The organism is Alkalimonas sp. NCh-2 (genome assembly GCF_039631345.1).
GTDB classification, from domain to species: Bacteria; Pseudomonadota; Gammaproteobacteria; order Enterobacterales; family Alteromonadaceae; genus Alkalimonas; species Alkalimonas mucilaginosa.
In genome coordinates this window covers 1-16,350 of record NZ_JBDIUV010000009.1, presented here as the reverse complement: position 1 = coordinate 16,350, position 16,350 = coordinate 1, and the positions used below count along the sequence as shown (strand labels likewise).

Genomic DNA, 16,350 nt, shown 5'->3' with positions numbered 1-16,350 from the left:
AAGTTAGTCCAGCAAATACAGCAGCTGCAGCAAAGAGCCATGGCGAATCGCCGCTTTGGCTTTGGCCTGTACCAGTGGCTTAGCATGAAAGGCCACGCCCAGTCCCGCTTCTGCCAACATTGGCAAATCATTGGCACCATCACCAATTGCCACTGTTTGATGCTTTGCCAGATGGTACTGACAGGCCAACTGCCCTAACACCCTGGCTTTGGTGCTGGCATCGACAATAGCACCCTGCACTTCACCGGTTAGTTTGCCATCCACTATCGCCAGCTCATTGGCAAAGGTCGCCGACAAGCCCAGTTGCTGCTCCAGCGCCTTGGTAAAATAGGTAAAGCCACCGGAGGCGATGGCTACATGCCAGTTGTAACGCTTGAGCTGCACAACCAGATCGGTCAGCCCAGGCATCAGCGGCAGCTCTGCCAACACCTCGGCCAGAATAGTGGTATCGGCGCCTTTCAGTGCCGCCACCCGCTCACGCAAGCTGGCAGCAAAATCCAGTTCGCCACGCATGGCCCGGGCAGTCACTTTAGCGACTTCATCACCAACACCGGCTTTGCGGGCAATTTCATCAATGCATTCAATTTCAATGGCGGTCGAGTCCATATCCATTAGCAATAACCCTGGCTGATTCAGGCTGGGCGCTTGCTCCAGATACACCAGTTCCAGCGCTTGCGCCTGCGCCCATTGCCGCACTTCCTGCTGCTCATGCAGTGCTAACAGCATTGGCAGTTGCAGCAACAGGGCTGGCGCTAAATCCGGATGCGGCTGATACAAACGAAGCGCCAGCACCTGTTGCGCCAGCGTCGGGCAGCAGGCAAGCAGCGCTGGCAACTGGGCAAACGTCAGGCTGCCGCCAAAAATCCGCAGACTGGCCTTAGGTGTAAAGTCACTGAGTTGCGGCTGCAGCGATGCGGTGGGCCAGTTGGCAACCGGCAAGCTGGTTTGGATACTAAGCTCACCGTGCTGCAGACACAGCAAAGCCTTTTCATGTTCAGAGCAACAATCGGAGAGGTTCTGCGATGGCCAGTCAGCGGCCTGAAAATGATAACAATACGACACGACAATACCGGGGTTGGTTGCGGTTTCTCTATTCTACTCATAAAAGCGGGCTGCTGTCAGTGCTTTCGCCGGGCCTTTCGGCGGTACTTTTAACCATAGGCCCGCAAAAGCAGTTGGCGCTGCCATCACTTTGCGTTTATTGTAAGGCGATTTTAATTTTTTAACTTTTTTTACTTTTTAAGCCATAGACAAAGTTTGGAGCAAGTCGCAAACCTGCCAACAAGCCAATGAGCTATCCGCACTTGGCTTTGTCACTGTGGCTGATTGCTGTACTAACCACCCTGACCTCGCTGCTGTCGGTCTGGGACATTATTCGTCAACCCGCGCTCTATACGCTAAGAGGTCGTTAACATGAAGAACACCCTATTCGGGCTACTACTAGCCCTCACCCTAAGCAGTTTTCAAACACTGGCCGATAGCTCGCCAGTGACCAGCACTGAGTTGACAGAGCCCGCACAATTTACCGGTGCATGGTACGGTTACATCACCATGCCCAACACCGAGTTGCTTATCATTGTCACATTGGAGTACAGTGACAACCACTGGTCCGGCACCTTTGTGGTGCCAAGCCAGAGTGCTACGGGTACGCCACTGGAGAACTTTAGCGTCAGCGACAACCAGCTTGCTTTTAGTACCCCCAGTGGCAGCCGTTTTGAAGGGCAACTGGACGACAATCAACGCCTTCAGGGCACTTTTACCCAGGGCACGGTGCAGCGTGCAGTGAACCTGGGCCGTGAGGTCATCGATCCCAATGCCACCGTCACCCTGACGAGCCGTTGGGGTAACATTGATGTTGAAACCTTTGCCTCTGGCCTGGTCCGTCCCTGGGGGCTGGACTTTTTGGACAATGGCCGCATTCTGGTGACGGAGCTACCGGGCCGATTGCGCATTGTCGAAGCGGATGGCAGCTTGGGCGCCCCAATTGCTGGCGTACCGGCCGTTAACCAGATCAACCCGGCAGGTTTATTCGATGTGGTGCTGGCGCCCGATTTTGCCACATCGCAGCGGATTTACCTGAGCTGGGCCAAACCCGATGCGGCCGGCAGCAATGCCGCCAGCACCTCGATAGCCCACGCCCGCCTGGCCGACGGTGCCTTGCACGATTTCACCGAAATCTTCAGTGCCTACCCGAAAGTACCGGGCTGGCACTACGGCGGCCGGATGGTGTTTTCGGCCGATGGCCAGTATCTGTTTCTTGGCCTGGGCGATCGCGGCGATCAATTGATGCAATCGCAAGAGCTGGGGAGCCACACCGGAACCCTGATTCGGATTCATCCAGACGGCTCCGTACCGGCTGACAACCCCTTTATCCACACCGCCGGTGCCTTGCCAGAAATCTACTCGTACGGCCATCGTAATATTCAGGGCCTTGGCATCCAGCCAGGAACCAACCGGTTGTGGGCGACAGAGCATGGCCCTCAGGGGGGCGATGAAGTCAATACACCTGAGCCCGGTAAGAACTACGGCTGGCCTATCATCACCCATGGCGAAGCATACGGTGGCGGCGAAATTCCGCTGGCGGTTGGCTTTAAAAAAGAGGGCATGGAACAGCCGGTCTGGCATTGGACGCCATCGATTGGCGTGTCTGGCATGACCTTTTACCAGGGCGAGTCATTTCCCGCCTGGCAGGGCAATATTCTGGCCGTTGGTCTGCGTGACCGCAATGTCGCACGACTTGAAATCGATGGTGACAGAGTCATCCATCAGGAGAATTTGCAACTGAAAGACCGCATTCGTGAAGTCAAAGTCGGGCCGGATGGTTTCGTTTACCTGCTGACCGACGAGCAGGGAAATGGCAAAATACTGCGTTTACGACCCGCACAACCACAAGGATAACCCGATGTTTGTTACCTTAGTTGCCCTGCATGTGACAGCCGCCGTCTCCACCCCGCTGGCAGCACAAACTGCTGCCGAAAGCGCCGATATTGAGCGCCTGGTCATCACGGCTACCCGTACCGCCCGCCCCTGGCTGGAAACTCCCGCTGCGGTGGAGCGTGTCGATGTTAAGAGCCTGACACCCGGCATGCGCACCGATGCCGCCGAATTGCTGGAAGGCATAGCAGGCCTTCAGGTCGACACCCGCTTTAACTTTGCCCAGGATACCCGCATTACCTTACGTGGCTTTGGTGCCCGCGCCGCCTTTGGCGTGCGCGGCGTGCGATTGCGGCTGGATGGCATTCCGCTGTCGATGCCAGATGGTCAGGCGCAAACCTCCAGCATTTTACTGGACGAGCCAAGCAGCGTCGAAGTGTTGCGGGGCCCATTGGCAGCCATTCATGGCAACTCGGCCGGTGGGGTGATTGATCTGCAAAGCCGCCGGCCGCTGCAAAGCACGGTGTCGGCCAACCTCAGTGCTGGCAGTGCCGGGCGCGAGCGCCAGCATCTGCGCGCCGTTTATGCCGATGAGCGCCAAAGCTTTAGCGGCGACTATGCCCGCTTTCGCACCGATGGCGACCGGCCCTTCAGCGCGGTAAAACGCGATCAGTGGGCATTGCGCTGGTACCGGGATCTTGGCGAGCAGGCGGAGCTGATTTTGCGGCTGGATGACAACGATACCCCGCTGCTGCAAGACCCACTGGCCTTAAGCCCTGAGCAGTGGCGGGAGAACCCCAGACAAACCGCTCCCCAGGCAGCCACCTTTGGCACCCGCAAAAGCATTCGCCATCGTCAGCAGTCGCTGACCTTGCGGGCTCGCGACTTCAGTGCACTGCACTGGTTGACCGACTGGCAGTTATCAGCCTGGCATGGCAAGCGGGAAATTGAGCAGTATCTGGCGTTTCCTGGCACCGCCATCAGTTCATCCGGGGCCGTTATTGATTTAAGCCGCTCTTTTTATGGCACCAATCTTAGCAGTACGGTGCAACCTTTAGCCGATACCCCCTGGCAGCTGACGCTGGCACTGGAGCAAGAGCAGCAAAAAGACGAGCGGCTTGGCTTTGTTAATGACTTTGGTAGCCGTGGCGAGCTGCGCCGCGATGAAACAGGCCGGGTCAACAGCCGTGATGCCACCCTGATCAGCGACTGGCAGTTCCATCCGCGCTGGGCCTGGATCACAGGTGCCCGCTTGAGCCGCATCGACTTTACCGTGGCCGATCGCTTTATTGTGCCCGGCAACCCGGATGACAGTGGCGAGGTTCGTTATCAGGAAAATGCCTGGAGCTCGGCGCTAAACTTTGCAGTGCGTGATGATCTCAGCCTGTTTGCCGGCACCGGTGTTGGCTTTGAAACGCCTACCTTAACCGAAATGGCATATCGTAATGAGGGCTCAGGCCTGAATACTGAGCTTAATGCCGCCAAAGTGCGCCAGCATGAGCTTGGCCTGAAGCTGCAACGCGAGCGCTGGTTGCTGCAGAGCGCTGTCTTTGTGATTGATACCGACGATGATTTGCTGGTGGATCAAAGCATCGATGGCCGCACCACTTACCGCAATGCCACCAACACCAAACGTCAGGGCGTTGAGCTAAGCAACCGCTTTAGCTTAAGCGATACCCTGAGCTGGCGCGCCAGTTACACTTGGCTGGATGCCAGCTTTGGTCAAAGTGAAGCAGATGCCAACAGTGGCAACCGTTTACCCGGTTTAGCACGCAGCAACTTTTTCCAGCAGTGGCAATGGCAGCCTGTCAGTAGCGGTACCTTACAACCGCTGAGTCTGCGCCTGAACCATCAGTACCGCTCGAGCGTGCCGGTCGATGACGCCAACAGCACCTATGCACCGGGCGCGCATTTGTGGGGACTGGCGGCACAGACCGAGTGGCAATGGGGCCATACCCGGCTGGATGCCTGGCTGCGGCTGGATAACCTGACTAACAAAGACTATGTCGGTTCAGTGGTAGTAAACCAAAGCAATGGCCGCTCCTTCGAGCCTGCGCCAGGCCGGCTTTGGATGGGTGGCATCACCCTGCGCTGGTAGGTTTTAGTCGAAGCACCTGTTGGGTATTGTGCCAGAGCGCTTCGGCCAATTGGTCAGGTGACTCTGGCCGTAACTGGCAAAAGTGTTGAAACACCAGCGCCAACTGGGCCGGTGTATTAGTCTGCCCCTGAAAGCCGGCCAGTGGCATGGCCGGCGCATCGGTTTCCAGCACAAAGGCACTTAGCGGCAACTGCTCTACCGCACGCCTGGTTTTGCCAGCACGTTCATAGCTGATGGTGCCGCCAATGCCCAGCTTAAAGCCACAATCAATAAAAGCCTGGCCCTGCTCCGGGCTGCCGGAAAAGGCATGCAAAATGCCGCCATCCGCAAAGTTTTCCCGCTTAATTGCCGCCAGCAGATGCGGTTGGGATTTGCGGTGATGCAAAATAACCGGCTTATTCAGCCGGGCAGCCAGCGCCAGTTGGGCTTCGAACAGCTGCTGTTGCATGGAAAAGGTCTCGGGCGCAAGCGCGAAATCGAGGCCGATTTCGCCAATCGCACAGATTGCGTCCTGCTGCTCACGCAGCATGGTCTCCAGTTCTGTCACCACCTGTAGGCTGTGCTGCGCGGCCCACCAAGGGTGAATACCGAGTGCAATCTGCCAATCTGGCTGCTGCTGACGCAGTTGAAGTAACGGCTGCCAGGCTGCCTGCTCTACCGCCGGGATCAGCAGCGCTGCTACCCCAACGGCCTGAGCCGCTTGCCAGTGAGCGTCCATCTGAGGAGCCAGCTCGGGCAGGTTCAGATGGCAGTGACTGTCGAACAGCCTTAAGGACATAGCCGGTCAATCGACCAACGACTGTCGTCCTGTTGGCGGTACATAAAGCGGTCATGCAGTCGGTGCTCGCCGCCCTGCCAAAACTCAATCTGATGCGGTCGCACCAGAAAGCCGCCCCAAAACGACGGCAATGGCACTTCGCCATGTTCAAACTTGTGTTTGATTTCGGCAAACTTTTGCATCAAGGCCTGCCGGGTCGAAACCGGCCGGCTTTGCTCGGAGGCCCAGGCCGCTAACTGACTTTCTTTGGGCCGGGATAAAAAGTACTTCATCACCTGAGTGCTGGGCACCCGCTCGGCGGTGCCATAAACAATCACCTGACGCTCCAGCGGATGCCAGGGAAAGTGCAAACTGACTTTGGGGTTGGCTGCCAGCTCAGTCGCTTTGCGGCTGCCCAGATTGGTGTAGAACACAAAGCCATCGGCACTGACATCCTTTAACAGCACCAGCCGCTGCGACGGCTGACCACTGGCATCCACCGTCGCCACGCACATGGCGGTTGGATCCGGCAGCTCGGCAGCAATGGCATCTTTTAGCCACAGCTCGAACTGCTGAATGGGATCAGCATGCAGCTTATCCAGATCGAGTTTGTCTTTGCTATAACTGCGCCTGATGGCATCAATCTTCATTACATCCGCTCCATCACCTCAATGCCCAGCAAGTCCAGCCCCTGGCGTAACATGCGGGCGGTTAAAATACTCAGTAGTAAACGGCTGGCTTTGAGCTCTGGTTCAATGCCGTCTTTGAGGATAGGGCAAGCTTCGTAAAAGCTCATAAAGAGACTGGCCAATTCATACAGGTAGTTGCACAGCAGGTTAGGCTGGGCATCTTTCATCACCTGCTGCAAGGTTTCTTCGAGGCGCAGCAGTTTGACTGCCAGTTGCAGCTCCTGCGGCTGTTGCAGCACAATCGCAGCCTGGAAGTCATCGCTAAGTTCTGCTTTGCGCAAGATGCTGCGCACCCGGGTGTAGGCGTACTGCAGATAAGGGGCGGTGGCCCCGTCAAAGCTCAGCATCGCATCCCAGCTAAAAACATAATCGCTGGTACGGTTCTTCGACAGATCGGCAAATTTCACCGCACCAATGCCCACTTTGGCTGCCACTTCCGCTTGCTCGGCAGCGCTTAGCTCGGTTGCTTTCTCCGCCACCAAAGCCCCGGCCCGGCTGATGGCCTCATCCAGCAACTCGGCCAGCTTGACGGTACCACCGGTGCGGGTTTTAAAGGGTTTGCCGTCTTCACCCATCATGGTGCCAAACGGGCAATGATGGTAAGCGGTATCGTCACGCAGCAAACCGGCTTTACGGGCGGTCAGCTCCACCTGCTTAAAATGCAGGCCCTGACGGGCATCGGTAAAGATAATGATGCGATCGGCCTTTAATTGCTGGCTGCGGTACTGGCAGGCCGCTAGATCGGTGGTGGAGTACAAGAAGCCACCACCGGTTTTTTGAATAATAAAGGGGGATGGATTGCCGTCTTTATCGGCCAGCTCCTGCAAAAACACCACCAAAGCGCCCTGATCTTCCACCGCCAGGCCACTGGCTTTGAGCTGTTCGACAATGCCGTGCAGCATCGGGTTGTAGGCACTTTCCGGCTTGATGTCATCGTGCGTCAGAGTGACATTCAGTTTCTGATACACCTCATCGCTGTGCTTAATCGAGGTATCAATAAACAATTGCCACAGCTTCTGGCAATGCGCATCACCACTTTGCAGCTTCACCACATAATCACGGGATTTATCGGCAAAGCCGTCTTCATCGTCAAAGCGCTTTTTCGCTTCACGGTAAAAGTTTTCCAAATCGGCCAGCGCCACCTGCTCCAGATCGATGCCAGCCGCCAGCTTGTCTTCCAGATGCGCAATCAACATGCCGAACTGGGTGCCCCAGTCACCCATATGGTTTTGCCGGATCACGGTATCGCCCCAGAATTCCAGGCAGCGCACCACCGCATCGCCAATGATGGTAGAGCGCAAATGGCCAACGTGCATTTCTTTCGCCAGATTGGGCGCGGAATAATCCACCACTACCCTCTGCGGGCTGGCATTAGGCGCCACGCCAAGACGTGGGTCCTGCGCGGCCTGCTGCAACTGGGCGGCCAGCCACTCTGGCTTTAAGCTGATATTGATAAAACCCGGGCCGGCAATCTCCGCCTTGGCAGCGATATCGTCCAGCGCCAACGCATCCAGCAATTGCTGCGCCAACTGACGCGGATTGGTTTTCAGCGCTTTGGCGGCGCTCATGGCACCATTGATTTGGTAATCACCAAACTCAGGCCGGGTGCTGACCGTGACGGCCGGGTTGGTATCGGCTGGCACGCCCAGGGCGGCAAAAGCTGCCTGCGTTTTTTCGGTCAATAATTGTTTAATATTCATTTGCTTGCCCTGTTAGTGCTCACGGGTTTTGGTGAACTGAATGTTCGGGTAACGCTCTATCGCCAGGTTCAGATTCACCATGGTCGGTGCGATGTAAGTCAGATTATCGCCGCCATCGAGCGCCAGGTTCTGGCTGGTTTTCTTTTTAAACTCTGCCATGGCTTTGCTGTCGTCGCTGTACACCCAGCGGGCAGTGGACACGTTGATGCTTTCGTACAAAGCATCGACGTTGTATTCGGATTTTAACCGGTGCACCACCACATCAAACTGCAGAATACCAACTGCACCGACAATCAGATCGTTGCTGTCGATGGGCCGAAACACCTGCACCGCCCCTTCTTCCGACAATTGCACCAGACCTTTGAGCAGTTGTTTTTGCTTAAGCGGATCGCGCAAACGAATGCGGCGGAACAGCTCCGGTGCAAAGTTTGGAATGCCGGTAAACTGCATGTCCTCGCCCACGGTGAAGGTATCGCCGATTTTAATGGTGCCATGGTTGTGCAGGCCAATGATGTCTCCAGGCCAGGCTTCTTCAACATGCTCGCGATCGCCGGCAACAAAGGTCAACGCATGCGACACTTGCACATCTTTGCCAAGCCGGACATGGCGCATTTTCATGCCTTTTTCATACTTGCCGGAGCAAATGCGTAAAAACGCCACCCGATCGCGGTGCTTCGGATCCATATTGGCCTGAATTTTAAAAACAAAGCCGCTAAAACCAGGTTCATTCGCTTGCACCAAGCGGTTATTCGTTGCCCGAGGCTGAGGCGTTGGTGCCCATTCGGTCAGGCCATCCAGCATATGATCGACACCGAAGTTACCAAGAGCGGTACCAAAGAACACCGGGGTCAGTTCGCCTTTTAAAAACAGTTCCTGATCAAAGGCATGGCTGGCGCCCTGCACCAGTTCCAGCTCATCTCGCAGGGTCTCAGCGAAAGAACCGATCACTGCATCCAGCTCCGGGTTATTAATGCCGGCAATAATCCGCACGTCCTGAATGGTGTGACCCATACCCGATTTGTACAGGATGACTTCATCACGCAGCAGATGGTAAACCCCTTTAAACTCCTTACCACAGCCAATCGGCCAAGTAATAGGTGCGCAGGCAATATTCAGCACGCTTTCAACTTCATCCAGCAGATCAATCGGATCGCGGATATCCCGATCCATTTTGTTCATAAAGGTCAGAATGGGGGTATCACGCAGCCTCGTCACTTCCATCAGTTTGATGGTTCGGTCCTCAACCCCTTTGGCAGCATCAATCACCATCAGACAGGAGTCCACCGCCGTCAGGGTACGGTAAGTATCTTCCGAGAAATCTTCGTGACCGGGTGTATCGAGCAGGTTGACCAGGCAGTGGTTGTAAGGAAACTGCATCACCGAGGTGGTGACCGAGATGCCCCGCTCTTTTTCCATCTCCATCCAGTCGGAGGTGGCAAACTGACCGGATTTTTTGCCTTTGACGGTACCGGCTTTTTGGATCAATTCTCCAAATAGCAACACCTTCTCGGTGATGGTGGTTTTACCGGCATCCGGGTGGCTGATAATAGCAAAGGTGCGCCGGCTGTTGATTTCCTGCTGTAACTGTTGGTTGCTCATTCAATACTCGTTGCGACAATAGCAAATAACGCAAAGGATCACGGGATCCGCTGCGATGCATAAAAAATTTGCCGCATTTTACCGCGAATGATGGATCGGGGGAAACCTTATTGTCGGCTTTCACTTAGCCAAACTGGGTCAGATAACGCACCACCTGCTGTTCCAGCCAGCTGGCCACCCGGCCCATGGCATAGCCCTGCTCGCAAATTAACTGATAGGATTGCCAGTTCAGCGCCCCCGGATGCTTCAGTACCCGCAGTTGCTCGTTTTTAAGTTGCTCCATAATCACCGGCTGGGGCAAACGGGACCAGCCGGCGCCACTGATCACTGCATCGCGAATCAGTTCAAACTGAGTCAGCGCCAGGTAGTTAGATGCACCCGATAGCTGAGGTACCAGCAAATCATCCTGCAAATAGGCGGTTGTTACCTGGGTGTACTGCTGCAAGTCATCATCATGCACCAAGGGCAAGCGACAGAGCGCATGCTCCGGGCCGGTGACCATCATTACCCGAAGGCCGCCAAGCGGGCGAAACTGCAGGCTTTCGTGCGGTTCATTTTGCTGGGCCAAGCCAAACGCCAGATCGACCGATTGCCAGTCGACCAGCTCAGGCAGTTCTTGCGGCGGAGCCAGATAGACCGAAATACCAGTCAACGGGAACTGCTGCTTTAAGGCCGTCATGGTTTCGCGCCAGAAGCGCTCCGGTAGCGCATCGTCCCGGGCAATGCGAAGTGTTGATTCAATGCCGCTGCGCTGCTGCTGACAACGCTGCTCGATTTGGCGAGCCGATTGCAGCAATCGGATGCAATCCGGTTTAATGGCCCAGGCAATCGGCGTGGCGGCCAGCTCATTGCCGGAGCGCTCAAATAAAGTCACCGCCAGCTCATCTTCAAAGCTGCTGAGCACACTGCTGATGGTGGTGCGGCTGCGACCAAGCTGACGGGCCGCGGCCGCTACCGAGCCTTCCTCCAACACCACCAAAAACACTTCAGCCTGAATAACTTTCATCACAACCCCCATAGGCGACGAAAAATTCGTCGGCTAGCGATTATCTACTTTAATTTACTGTCACTTAGAATACCGCCAACAAAGCAGCTCAGCAAGGTTGGTTAATTATCAAACAAACCTTACTGACGAATACTTTGTCACTTTTTTGCCATAAATCGAGGTTTTTATGTTGTCGCTGAACATCCGTTCGGAGTCATCAATTCTTAAGTTCTCTGCTGCCGGTGCTGGTTTCTTCGCCCTGGTCGGCATAGGTTGGGGGCTCTGGGCCCATTCCATGGCCATCGTGTTTGACGGTAGTTATTCACTGGTCAGTTTAGGATTGTCTTTGTTGTCGTTGCTGGCACTTCGGGTTGCCAGCGCTCCTGCAGATAGCCGTTTTAACTTTGGCAGGCTGCAAGCTGAACCATTGTCTATTGCCGTAAAAGGCATGGTGATCCTGCTGGTGTGTGTGGTGTCTTTTGCCGCTGCGGTGATGGCAGTGTTAGATGGTGGTCGCCAAGTTGCAGCCGATAAAGCCATTTTCTTTGCTCTGCTCAGCGTTTTGGTTTGCTTCGCCATTTGGTGGCGATTGCGCCAGGCCAATCTTTCATTGCAGTCGGTACTGGTTGAAGCCGAACAAAACCAGTGGTGGATGGATGCCGTGTTAAGTCTTGCTGTATTGCTTGGTTTTATTCTGACCTGGGGCCTGCAATTTACCCCTTATGCTGGCTGGGCGTTGTATGCTGATCCGGTGATGGTAATTCTGGTATCCGGTTATTTTATTCAGGTGCCGCTGCGTATGCTATGGCACTCTATCAATGAACTGCTGATGATAAGCCCTCCGCCAGAGCTGCGTAAGCAGGTTTATCGCGAGCTGGAAAGCCTGGGGATTTCACACCGCCAGTGCAAGATGGCCAAAAGCGGCAGCTACCTGCTGCTGGAGGTGCGCATAGGTATCAGTAGGATCGAGCAAATGCAGGGCTTACAACAGCAATTGGAGCGTAAATTAGCTCACTTGCCGCTGGAGCCTGTCGTTTGGTTGGATTTTTATTGTCAGAGTACCCGTCCAAAGCAACAAACCGCCTAATCAACTCGATAAACCATATATCCCGGTGCTGGTCTGCTGAGCACACCGGGGTTTCCCTTTCCCCCCCGCTAAGGATACAATGCGCAGGTTTTGCCAATTGCTAAGCGAGGAAGAGTCATGCCTGATATCGTAGTGATGTTTTTTTTGTTGGGCTTGTTGGCAGGTATCCTGCGTTCTGATCTCACCATTCCTAAAGCCGCCTACGATACTCTTAGTTTGTTACTAATGCTGACCATAGGCCTAAAAGGTGGGATGGCGCTGCATGGCAATCTGAGCTGGCAACTGGTGCCTGAACTTGGCAGTGTTATTCTGATTGGCGCCCTTTTCCCTTTAATCCTCTATCCGGTATTACGCAGCCTGGTACGTTTATCATCGGCCGACAGTGCCAGTTTTGCCGCTCATTATGGCTCGGCCAGTGCCGGTACCTTTGCCGTAGCCCTGGCCTATGCCGAAAGCATGCAACTGACCATAGGCGCTGAAGTCACCCTCTATCTGGTGATGCTGGAGCTACCGGCAATTATGGTGGCGCTGGCGATTTACCGCTGGCGGCAAAGTGACGGGCCAAAAACCAGCCAAAGTGCACTCTGGCACGAAACCCTGACCAACCGTGGCGTGGTGTTACTGGCCGGTGGCGTGCTTATTGGCTACATGTACGGTCCACAGCAGGGTTCCGCCGTCACTGAGCTCTTTACCAATGCCTTTAAAGGGGTGCTGGCGCTGTTCTTGCTGGAAATGGGCTTAACTGCTGCGGAAACGTTGAACCGCATTTCACTGCGTTACTGGCGGGTGATTTGTTTTGCGCTGATTGCGCCGGTAGTACTGGCGGTCTGTGGTGTCTTTACCGGCATCTGGCTGGGCCTGCCGGATGGCTCCATTCTGATTTTAGCCAGTTTAACCGCCAGCGCATCCTACATTGCAGCGCCAGTGGCCATTCGCACTGCTATTCCTCAGGCAGATATCGGTTTGTCTTTGTTGGCAGCGCTCGGCATTACTTTCCCGCTGAATGTGCTGTTAGGCATTCCGCTCTACCTGCAATTAATAAACTGGCTGCATTAAGTCTGTGCTGAGCTGACACTCAGCTGCAGTCCCATCACCAAGGCATCCTCAGTCCCTGAGCTGCCCTGGTAGTAGTTTTTGCGCCGGCCGGTTAATTCAAAACCAGCCGCCTGGTACAAAGCGATGGCAGCAGTATTGGATGCCCGCACTTCCAGCCAGACCTGATGGCAGCCACGTTGTTTTGCCTGTTCTAGCATATGCTGCAATAAGGTTTTGCCATAACCTTTGCCTTGCTCATCCGGTGCTACCACTATATTGAATAGCGTGGCTTCATCCAGCACCTGCTGCGCCAGATAGTAACCACACAGCTTACCTTCCACCCACAGCACGAAATTGAAATAATCCTGGCTCAGGCAACTTTCAAACAGACTTAGACTCCAGGGAGCAAAAGCAGCTTGTTGTTCAATGGATAGGATTTCTGGCAACTGGGCAGCCGCCAACGGCTTAATCATTCGCATCAAGATAATGACTTAAACAAGCCCAGAGTTGGCGTTTTAATGCCGACGATGTCAGGTAAGAAAGTTCCGGGCTGATAAGCTGATGCCCGCTCAGAGTACACTCGGTAGAACCTGGTAGTATCGACCAGTACAAAGAACCAAGTTGTAACCCTTGAGGAGTCGTATCCGGTTGTTGACGCAGCAGATAGACCACATCTTGCACCAATGGATGATTTTCTTGCGGACACAACAGTGTCGGCCCAGTAGCAGTATCGGCTACCACATCAGCAGGAGTGGTTTCTGGCTCAGGTTGAAAACAGGATTTGAGCTGTAACGGCTGGATGGCTAAAAGTTGTAACAGCTGACGCTGAGATGAATTAATCACGGGATTTACCTGTGTCTGTAGCACTTAGTGTGCTCAGACCAAAGTGGCAGGGGCAGAGGGATTCGAACCCCCAACCGTCGGTTTTGGAGACCGCTGTTCTACCAATTGGAACTATGCCCCTACGTTTGGTCGCGCCATTATACAAAAGCCGACTGAAAGGTAAAGCAGAATTCATCCTATGCTCCTTTGATTGCATAGAAAACATACACGCTTTGCTAAAAAGAAGAAAGCCCGGTGTGTAGTACCGGGCTTATCAGAGGGAGCAGCCGTTTAATCGGACGCTTTGCTTTGGCGATAACGTTCAAACCAATGGATCACATAAGCAGGTTTGGCCATCAGATTGCTTGGCCTGGCATGCAAGGCATGCGATGCGCCCGGGATCCGCACCATGGCGGTATCAATGCCACGCAGTTGTAGTGCCTGATAGTACTGTTCAGTCTCAGAGATCGGCGTGCGATAATCGGCATCACCGGTAAACAGCATGGTCGGCGTAGTGACATTGCCAACATAACTGATGGGCGAGTGCTTCAGGTAATGCTCAGGCATCTCCCAGGGCAGACCTGGGAACCAGTACTGAGTAAAGTAGTTGTACATATCGGCATTCAGCACAAAGCTGTACCAGTTGATGACCGGATTAATGGCAGCCGCAGCGGCAAAGCGATCGGTATGGCCAATGGTCCAGGTGGTCAGTACCCCACCACCACTGCCACCGGTAATAAAGAGCTCCTGCTCATTAATAAAACCTCGGGCAAGCACAGCGTCGACGCCATCCATCAGATCGTTGTAATCGTAGCTTGGGTAGTTGTGATGGATAAGGTTGGCAAAATCTTCGCCATAGCTGGTACTGCCCCTTGGGTTGGTATAAAGCACCACATAGCCCTGCGCTGCCATCAACTGCAACTCCATCGCAAACACCGGGCCATAAGCAGTGTGCGGGCCACCATGAATTTCCAGGATCAACGGGTATTGCTTGTTGGCATCAAAACCCGGTGGATACATCAGCCAGCCGTGGATTTTTTTGCCATCGACCGAAGACTCATACCAGATCTCCTCCACCTGGCCGATAGTACGCTTAAACAGCAGATCGCGGTTCAGGTTGGTCAAGGTGCGATTAGTACGTCGATGCTGCATCGCCAACTCGGATGGACGTTCGGTACTGGCCTGGGTATACGCAATCAACCCATTGTCTGCCACGCTGAACTGACCACCACTGTATGGCCGGCTGAAGCTGGTACCGCCTAAGTCCGTCACCAATACGGAGCGGTTCCCACGCAGCGGCTGCTCAGCAACTTTGCCAAGCCCCAGATCATCGTACTGAATATAAAGCCCACGACTGTTGCTCTGCCATTGGAAGGCATTGATATGGCGATCCAAATCTTCGGTCAGGTTGCGGACATTGCTGCCATCTAAATTCATCACATACAGCCGGTTAGCCTGATGAGCCAGCTTTCTGTCTTCAAACCCAAGGAAAGCCAATTGACGACCATCCGGTGATAGCATCGGTTGGCTGGCAGGTCCTGCCGGATCGTAGATTTGTTCAATGCTGCGATCAGAAAGAGTTAAGCGATAGATGGCAGAGTTGACCGGCGTACGGTAAGCAGCTTCACGTCGGTTGGCAGCAAAATACACCGCTTTGCCATCGGCTTGCCAACTCAAGTCACCGCCATGATTGTAGTCACCTGTTGTTAACTGAATGGCAGAGCCACCTTCGGCAGCAATCAGGTAATGATGACGATATCCGGATGGTAAATAACCAGCGCCATCAGCACGGTACTGCATGCTATCGATGTAAATCGGCGCAGGAGCCCAATTAGCATTTGCTGGCTTGCCAGGCAAAGTCACTGGTGGTGGAGCTGATTTGGCAGTGAACATGTTGAAAGACAGCCAGTTACCGTCAGGAGACCAGGTCAGATTAGCCGGCGCATGCGGCAACTGACTGATTTGCACCGAGCGGCCGGAGTCCAGCCACAGCACATGGATTTGACCATCCTGCACATAAGCGATCCGCTTTTGATCCGGCGACCAGCGGGGTGAACTGGCATTGCTGTCGGTTTGGGTCAGCGGTTGCATGGCAGAACCATCGGCATTCATGATCCAAAGTGCCATCCGGCGGCGATCGGTTTGACGATCAAACCAATTCCGCACAAACACGATTTGATCGCCTTTGGCGTTGACCTGAGGATCAGTCACCAGCTCTAAGTGAAATACATCATCGTATTTCAGCGGCTGAACTTGCTGCGCTATTGCAGTAGCCGTCCACAGCAAAAGCAACGGCACACAGAGTTGAAGGATTTTTTTCATAGTTCGTTTCCTGGACCTTGGGATCAGAAACATACTACTCCAGCTGGCAACGCCAGGAATACAATTTGCGGTTAACCGGAGCAAGAACAAGACAGAGTCAATTTGCGCAGATAGATGGGATCTAGGCGACAAATTCGTCAGGAACGAATTTGGACTGCCGTAGGCAGGCCCGAAGGGCGAAACACAGGGAGGTGTTTCGCAATGCCACCTCGGTGGCAGGCATGGGTGAGTAGTACTTCCGCGCAGCGCATAAAACAAAAAGCCCACTCAAATGAGTGGGCTCTTGGCTTTATTGGGTGCCTGGCGGTGTACTACTCTCGCATGGCGAATGCCACACTACCATCGTCGCAGCTGCGTTTCACTTCTGAGTTCGGAATGGAGT

General features: G+C 54.4%; 14 protein-coding genes and 1 tRNA gene. 5 read left to right on the top strand and 10 right to left on the bottom strand.

Features of this window, described 5'->3' with window-relative positions:
- Positions 1-3: 3 nt before the first annotated feature.
- Positions 4-1,062 (bottom strand): phosphoserine phosphatase SerB, encoded by a 1,059-nt coding sequence (serB, locus tag ABC502_RS18400; RefSeq protein ID WP_345916906.1) that lies wholly within the window; start codon positions 1,060-1,062, stop codon positions 4-6.
- 227 nt (positions 1,063-1,289) lie between these two features.
- Between serB and ABC502_RS18395 the strand changes: the two genes are divergently transcribed.
- Genes ABC502_RS18395 through ABC502_RS18385 form a run of 3 tightly spaced genes read left to right on the top strand, consistent with a single transcriptional unit; the run spans position 1,290 to position 4,972 of the window.
- A complete protein-coding gene (locus ABC502_RS18395; RefSeq protein ID WP_345916905.1) occupies positions 1,290-1,412 on the top strand; it encodes a hypothetical protein in 123 nt (40 codons plus the stop codon).
- A 1-nt stretch (position 1,413) separates the two neighbouring features.
- The gene (locus ABC502_RS18390) at positions 1,414-2,898 is read left to right on the top strand and encodes a PQQ-dependent sugar dehydrogenase (protein ID WP_345916904.1); all 1,485 of its coding nucleotides are present in this window, start codon (positions 1,414-1,416) and stop codon (positions 2,896-2,898) included.
- Positions 2,899-2,902: 4 nt separating this feature from the next.
- A complete protein-coding gene (locus ABC502_RS18385; protein WP_345916903.1) occupies positions 2,903-4,972 on the top strand; it encodes a TonB-dependent receptor in 2,070 nt (689 codons plus the stop codon).
- On the opposite strand, the gene ABC502_RS18380 is transcribed toward ABC502_RS18385, so the two are convergent.
- The 5 genes from ABC502_RS18380 to ABC502_RS18360 all read right to left on the bottom strand — a co-directional run bounded on the left by ABC502_RS18380 (position 4,956) and on the right by ABC502_RS18360 (position 10,723).
- Positions 4,956-5,750, bottom strand: a complete 795-nt coding sequence (locus ABC502_RS18380; RefSeq protein ID WP_345916902.1) for a TatD family hydrolase — start codon at positions 5,748-5,750, stop codon at positions 4,956-4,958. The two genes, ABC502_RS18385 and ABC502_RS18380, sit on opposite strands and share 17 nt — an antisense overlap.
- Positions 5,741-6,379, bottom strand: a complete 639-nt coding sequence (pdxH, locus tag ABC502_RS18375; RefSeq protein WP_330129614.1) for a pyridoxamine 5'-phosphate oxidase — start codon at positions 6,377-6,379, stop codon at positions 5,741-5,743. The genes ABC502_RS18380 and pdxH overlap by 10 nt, the downstream gene beginning before the upstream one ends.
- Positions 6,379-8,118, bottom strand: coding sequence for an arginine--tRNA ligase (gene argS / locus ABC502_RS18370; RefSeq protein ID WP_345916901.1), 1,740 nt, complete (start codon positions 8,116-8,118; stop codon positions 6,379-6,381). The genes pdxH and argS overlap by 1 nt, the downstream gene beginning before the upstream one ends.
- Before the next feature lie 12 nt (positions 8,119-8,130).
- Positions 8,131-9,717, bottom strand: coding sequence for a peptide chain release factor 3 (gene prfC / locus ABC502_RS18365; RefSeq protein ID WP_345916900.1), 1,587 nt, complete (start codon positions 9,715-9,717; stop codon positions 8,131-8,133).
- 124 nt (positions 9,718-9,841) lie between these two features.
- A complete protein-coding gene (locus ABC502_RS18360) occupies positions 9,842-10,723 on the bottom strand; it encodes a LysR family transcriptional regulator (RefSeq protein WP_091345504.1) in 882 nt (293 codons plus the stop codon).
- Between the two features lie 166 nt (positions 10,724-10,889).
- On the opposite strand from ABC502_RS18360, the gene ABC502_RS18355 reads away from it, so the two are divergent.
- Together ABC502_RS18355 and ABC502_RS18350 are read left to right on the top strand one after the other, a co-directional pair.
- Positions 10,890-11,789 carry a cation diffusion facilitator family transporter gene (locus ABC502_RS18355; RefSeq protein ID WP_345916899.1) on the top strand — a complete coding sequence of 300 codons (900 nt, stop codon included), beginning with the start codon at positions 10,890-10,892 and terminating at the stop codon, positions 11,787-11,789.
- Positions 11,790-11,906: 117 nt separating this feature from the next.
- Positions 11,907-12,845, top strand: a complete 939-nt coding sequence (locus ABC502_RS18350; protein WP_330085990.1) for a sodium-dependent bicarbonate transport family permease — start codon at positions 11,907-11,909, stop codon at positions 12,843-12,845.
- On the opposite strand, the gene rimI is transcribed toward ABC502_RS18350, so the two are convergent.
- From rimI to ABC502_RS18330, 4 genes are all read right to left on the bottom strand, one after another.
- On the bottom strand, positions 12,842-13,297 hold the full coding sequence (gene rimI, locus ABC502_RS18345; protein ID WP_345916898.1) for a ribosomal protein S18-alanine N-acetyltransferase: 456 nt from the start codon (positions 13,295-13,297) through the stop codon (positions 12,842-12,844). The two genes, ABC502_RS18350 and rimI, sit on opposite strands and share 4 nt — an antisense overlap.
- The gene (locus ABC502_RS18340; RefSeq protein WP_345916897.1) at positions 13,290-13,667 is read right to left on the bottom strand and encodes a hypothetical protein; all 378 of its coding nucleotides are present in this window, start codon (positions 13,665-13,667) and stop codon (positions 13,290-13,292) included. The genes rimI and ABC502_RS18340 overlap by 8 nt, the downstream gene beginning before the upstream one ends.
- Before the next feature lie 44 nt (positions 13,668-13,711).
- Positions 13,712-13,788 (bottom strand) — tRNA-Trp (locus tag ABC502_RS18335).
- Between the two features lie 149 nt (positions 13,789-13,937).
- Positions 13,938-15,968 carry a S9 family peptidase gene (locus ABC502_RS18330; RefSeq protein ID WP_345916896.1) on the bottom strand — a complete coding sequence of 677 codons (2,031 nt, stop codon included), beginning with the start codon at positions 15,966-15,968 and terminating at the stop codon, positions 13,938-13,940.
- Positions 15,969-16,350 lie beyond the last annotated feature (382 nt).

What these genes read in the sequence shown, in the direction of transcription:
- ABC502_RS18395 (WP_345916905.1), top strand. Translation starts at nt 1,290, where the DNA reads ATGAGCTATCCGCACTTGGCTTTGTCACTGTGGCTGATTGCTGTACTA.
- ABC502_RS18390 (WP_345916904.1), top strand. Translation starts at nt 1,414, where the DNA reads ATGAAGAACACCCTATTCGGGCTACTACTAGCCCTCACCCTAAGCAGT.
- ABC502_RS18385 (WP_345916903.1), top strand. Translation starts at nt 2,903, where the DNA reads ATGTTTGTTACCTTAGTTGCCCTGCATGTGACAGCCGCCGTCTCCACC.
- ABC502_RS18380 (WP_345916902.1), bottom strand. Translation starts at nt 5,750, where the DNA reads ATGTCCTTAAGGCTGTTCGACAGTCACTGCCATCTGAACCTGCCCGAG.
- pdxH (WP_330129614.1), bottom strand. Translation starts at nt 6,379, where the DNA reads ATGAAGATTGATGCCATCAGGCGCAGTTATAGCAAAGACAAACTCGAT.
- argS (WP_345916901.1), bottom strand. Translation starts at nt 8,118, where the DNA reads ATGAATATTAAACAATTATTGACCGAAAAAACGCAGGCAGCTTTTGCC.
- prfC (WP_345916900.1), bottom strand. Translation starts at nt 9,717, where the DNA reads ATGAGCAACCAACAGTTACAGCAGGAAATCAACAGCCGGCGCACCTTT.
- ABC502_RS18360 (WP_091345504.1), bottom strand. Translation starts at nt 10,723, where the DNA reads ATGAAAGTTATTCAGGCTGAAGTGTTTTTGGTGGTGTTGGAGGAAGGC.
- ABC502_RS18355 (WP_345916899.1), top strand. Translation starts at nt 10,890, where the DNA reads ATGTTGTCGCTGAACATCCGTTCGGAGTCATCAATTCTTAAGTTCTCT.
- ABC502_RS18350 (WP_330085990.1), top strand. Translation starts at nt 11,907, where the DNA reads ATGCCTGATATCGTAGTGATGTTTTTTTTGTTGGGCTTGTTGGCAGGT.
- rimI (WP_345916898.1), bottom strand. Translation starts at nt 13,297, where the DNA reads ATGATTAAGCCGTTGGCGGCTGCCCAGTTGCCAGAAATCCTATCCATT.
- ABC502_RS18330 (WP_345916896.1), bottom strand. Translation starts at nt 15,968, where the DNA reads ATGAAAAAAATCCTTCAACTCTGTGTGCCGTTGCTTTTGCTGTGGACG.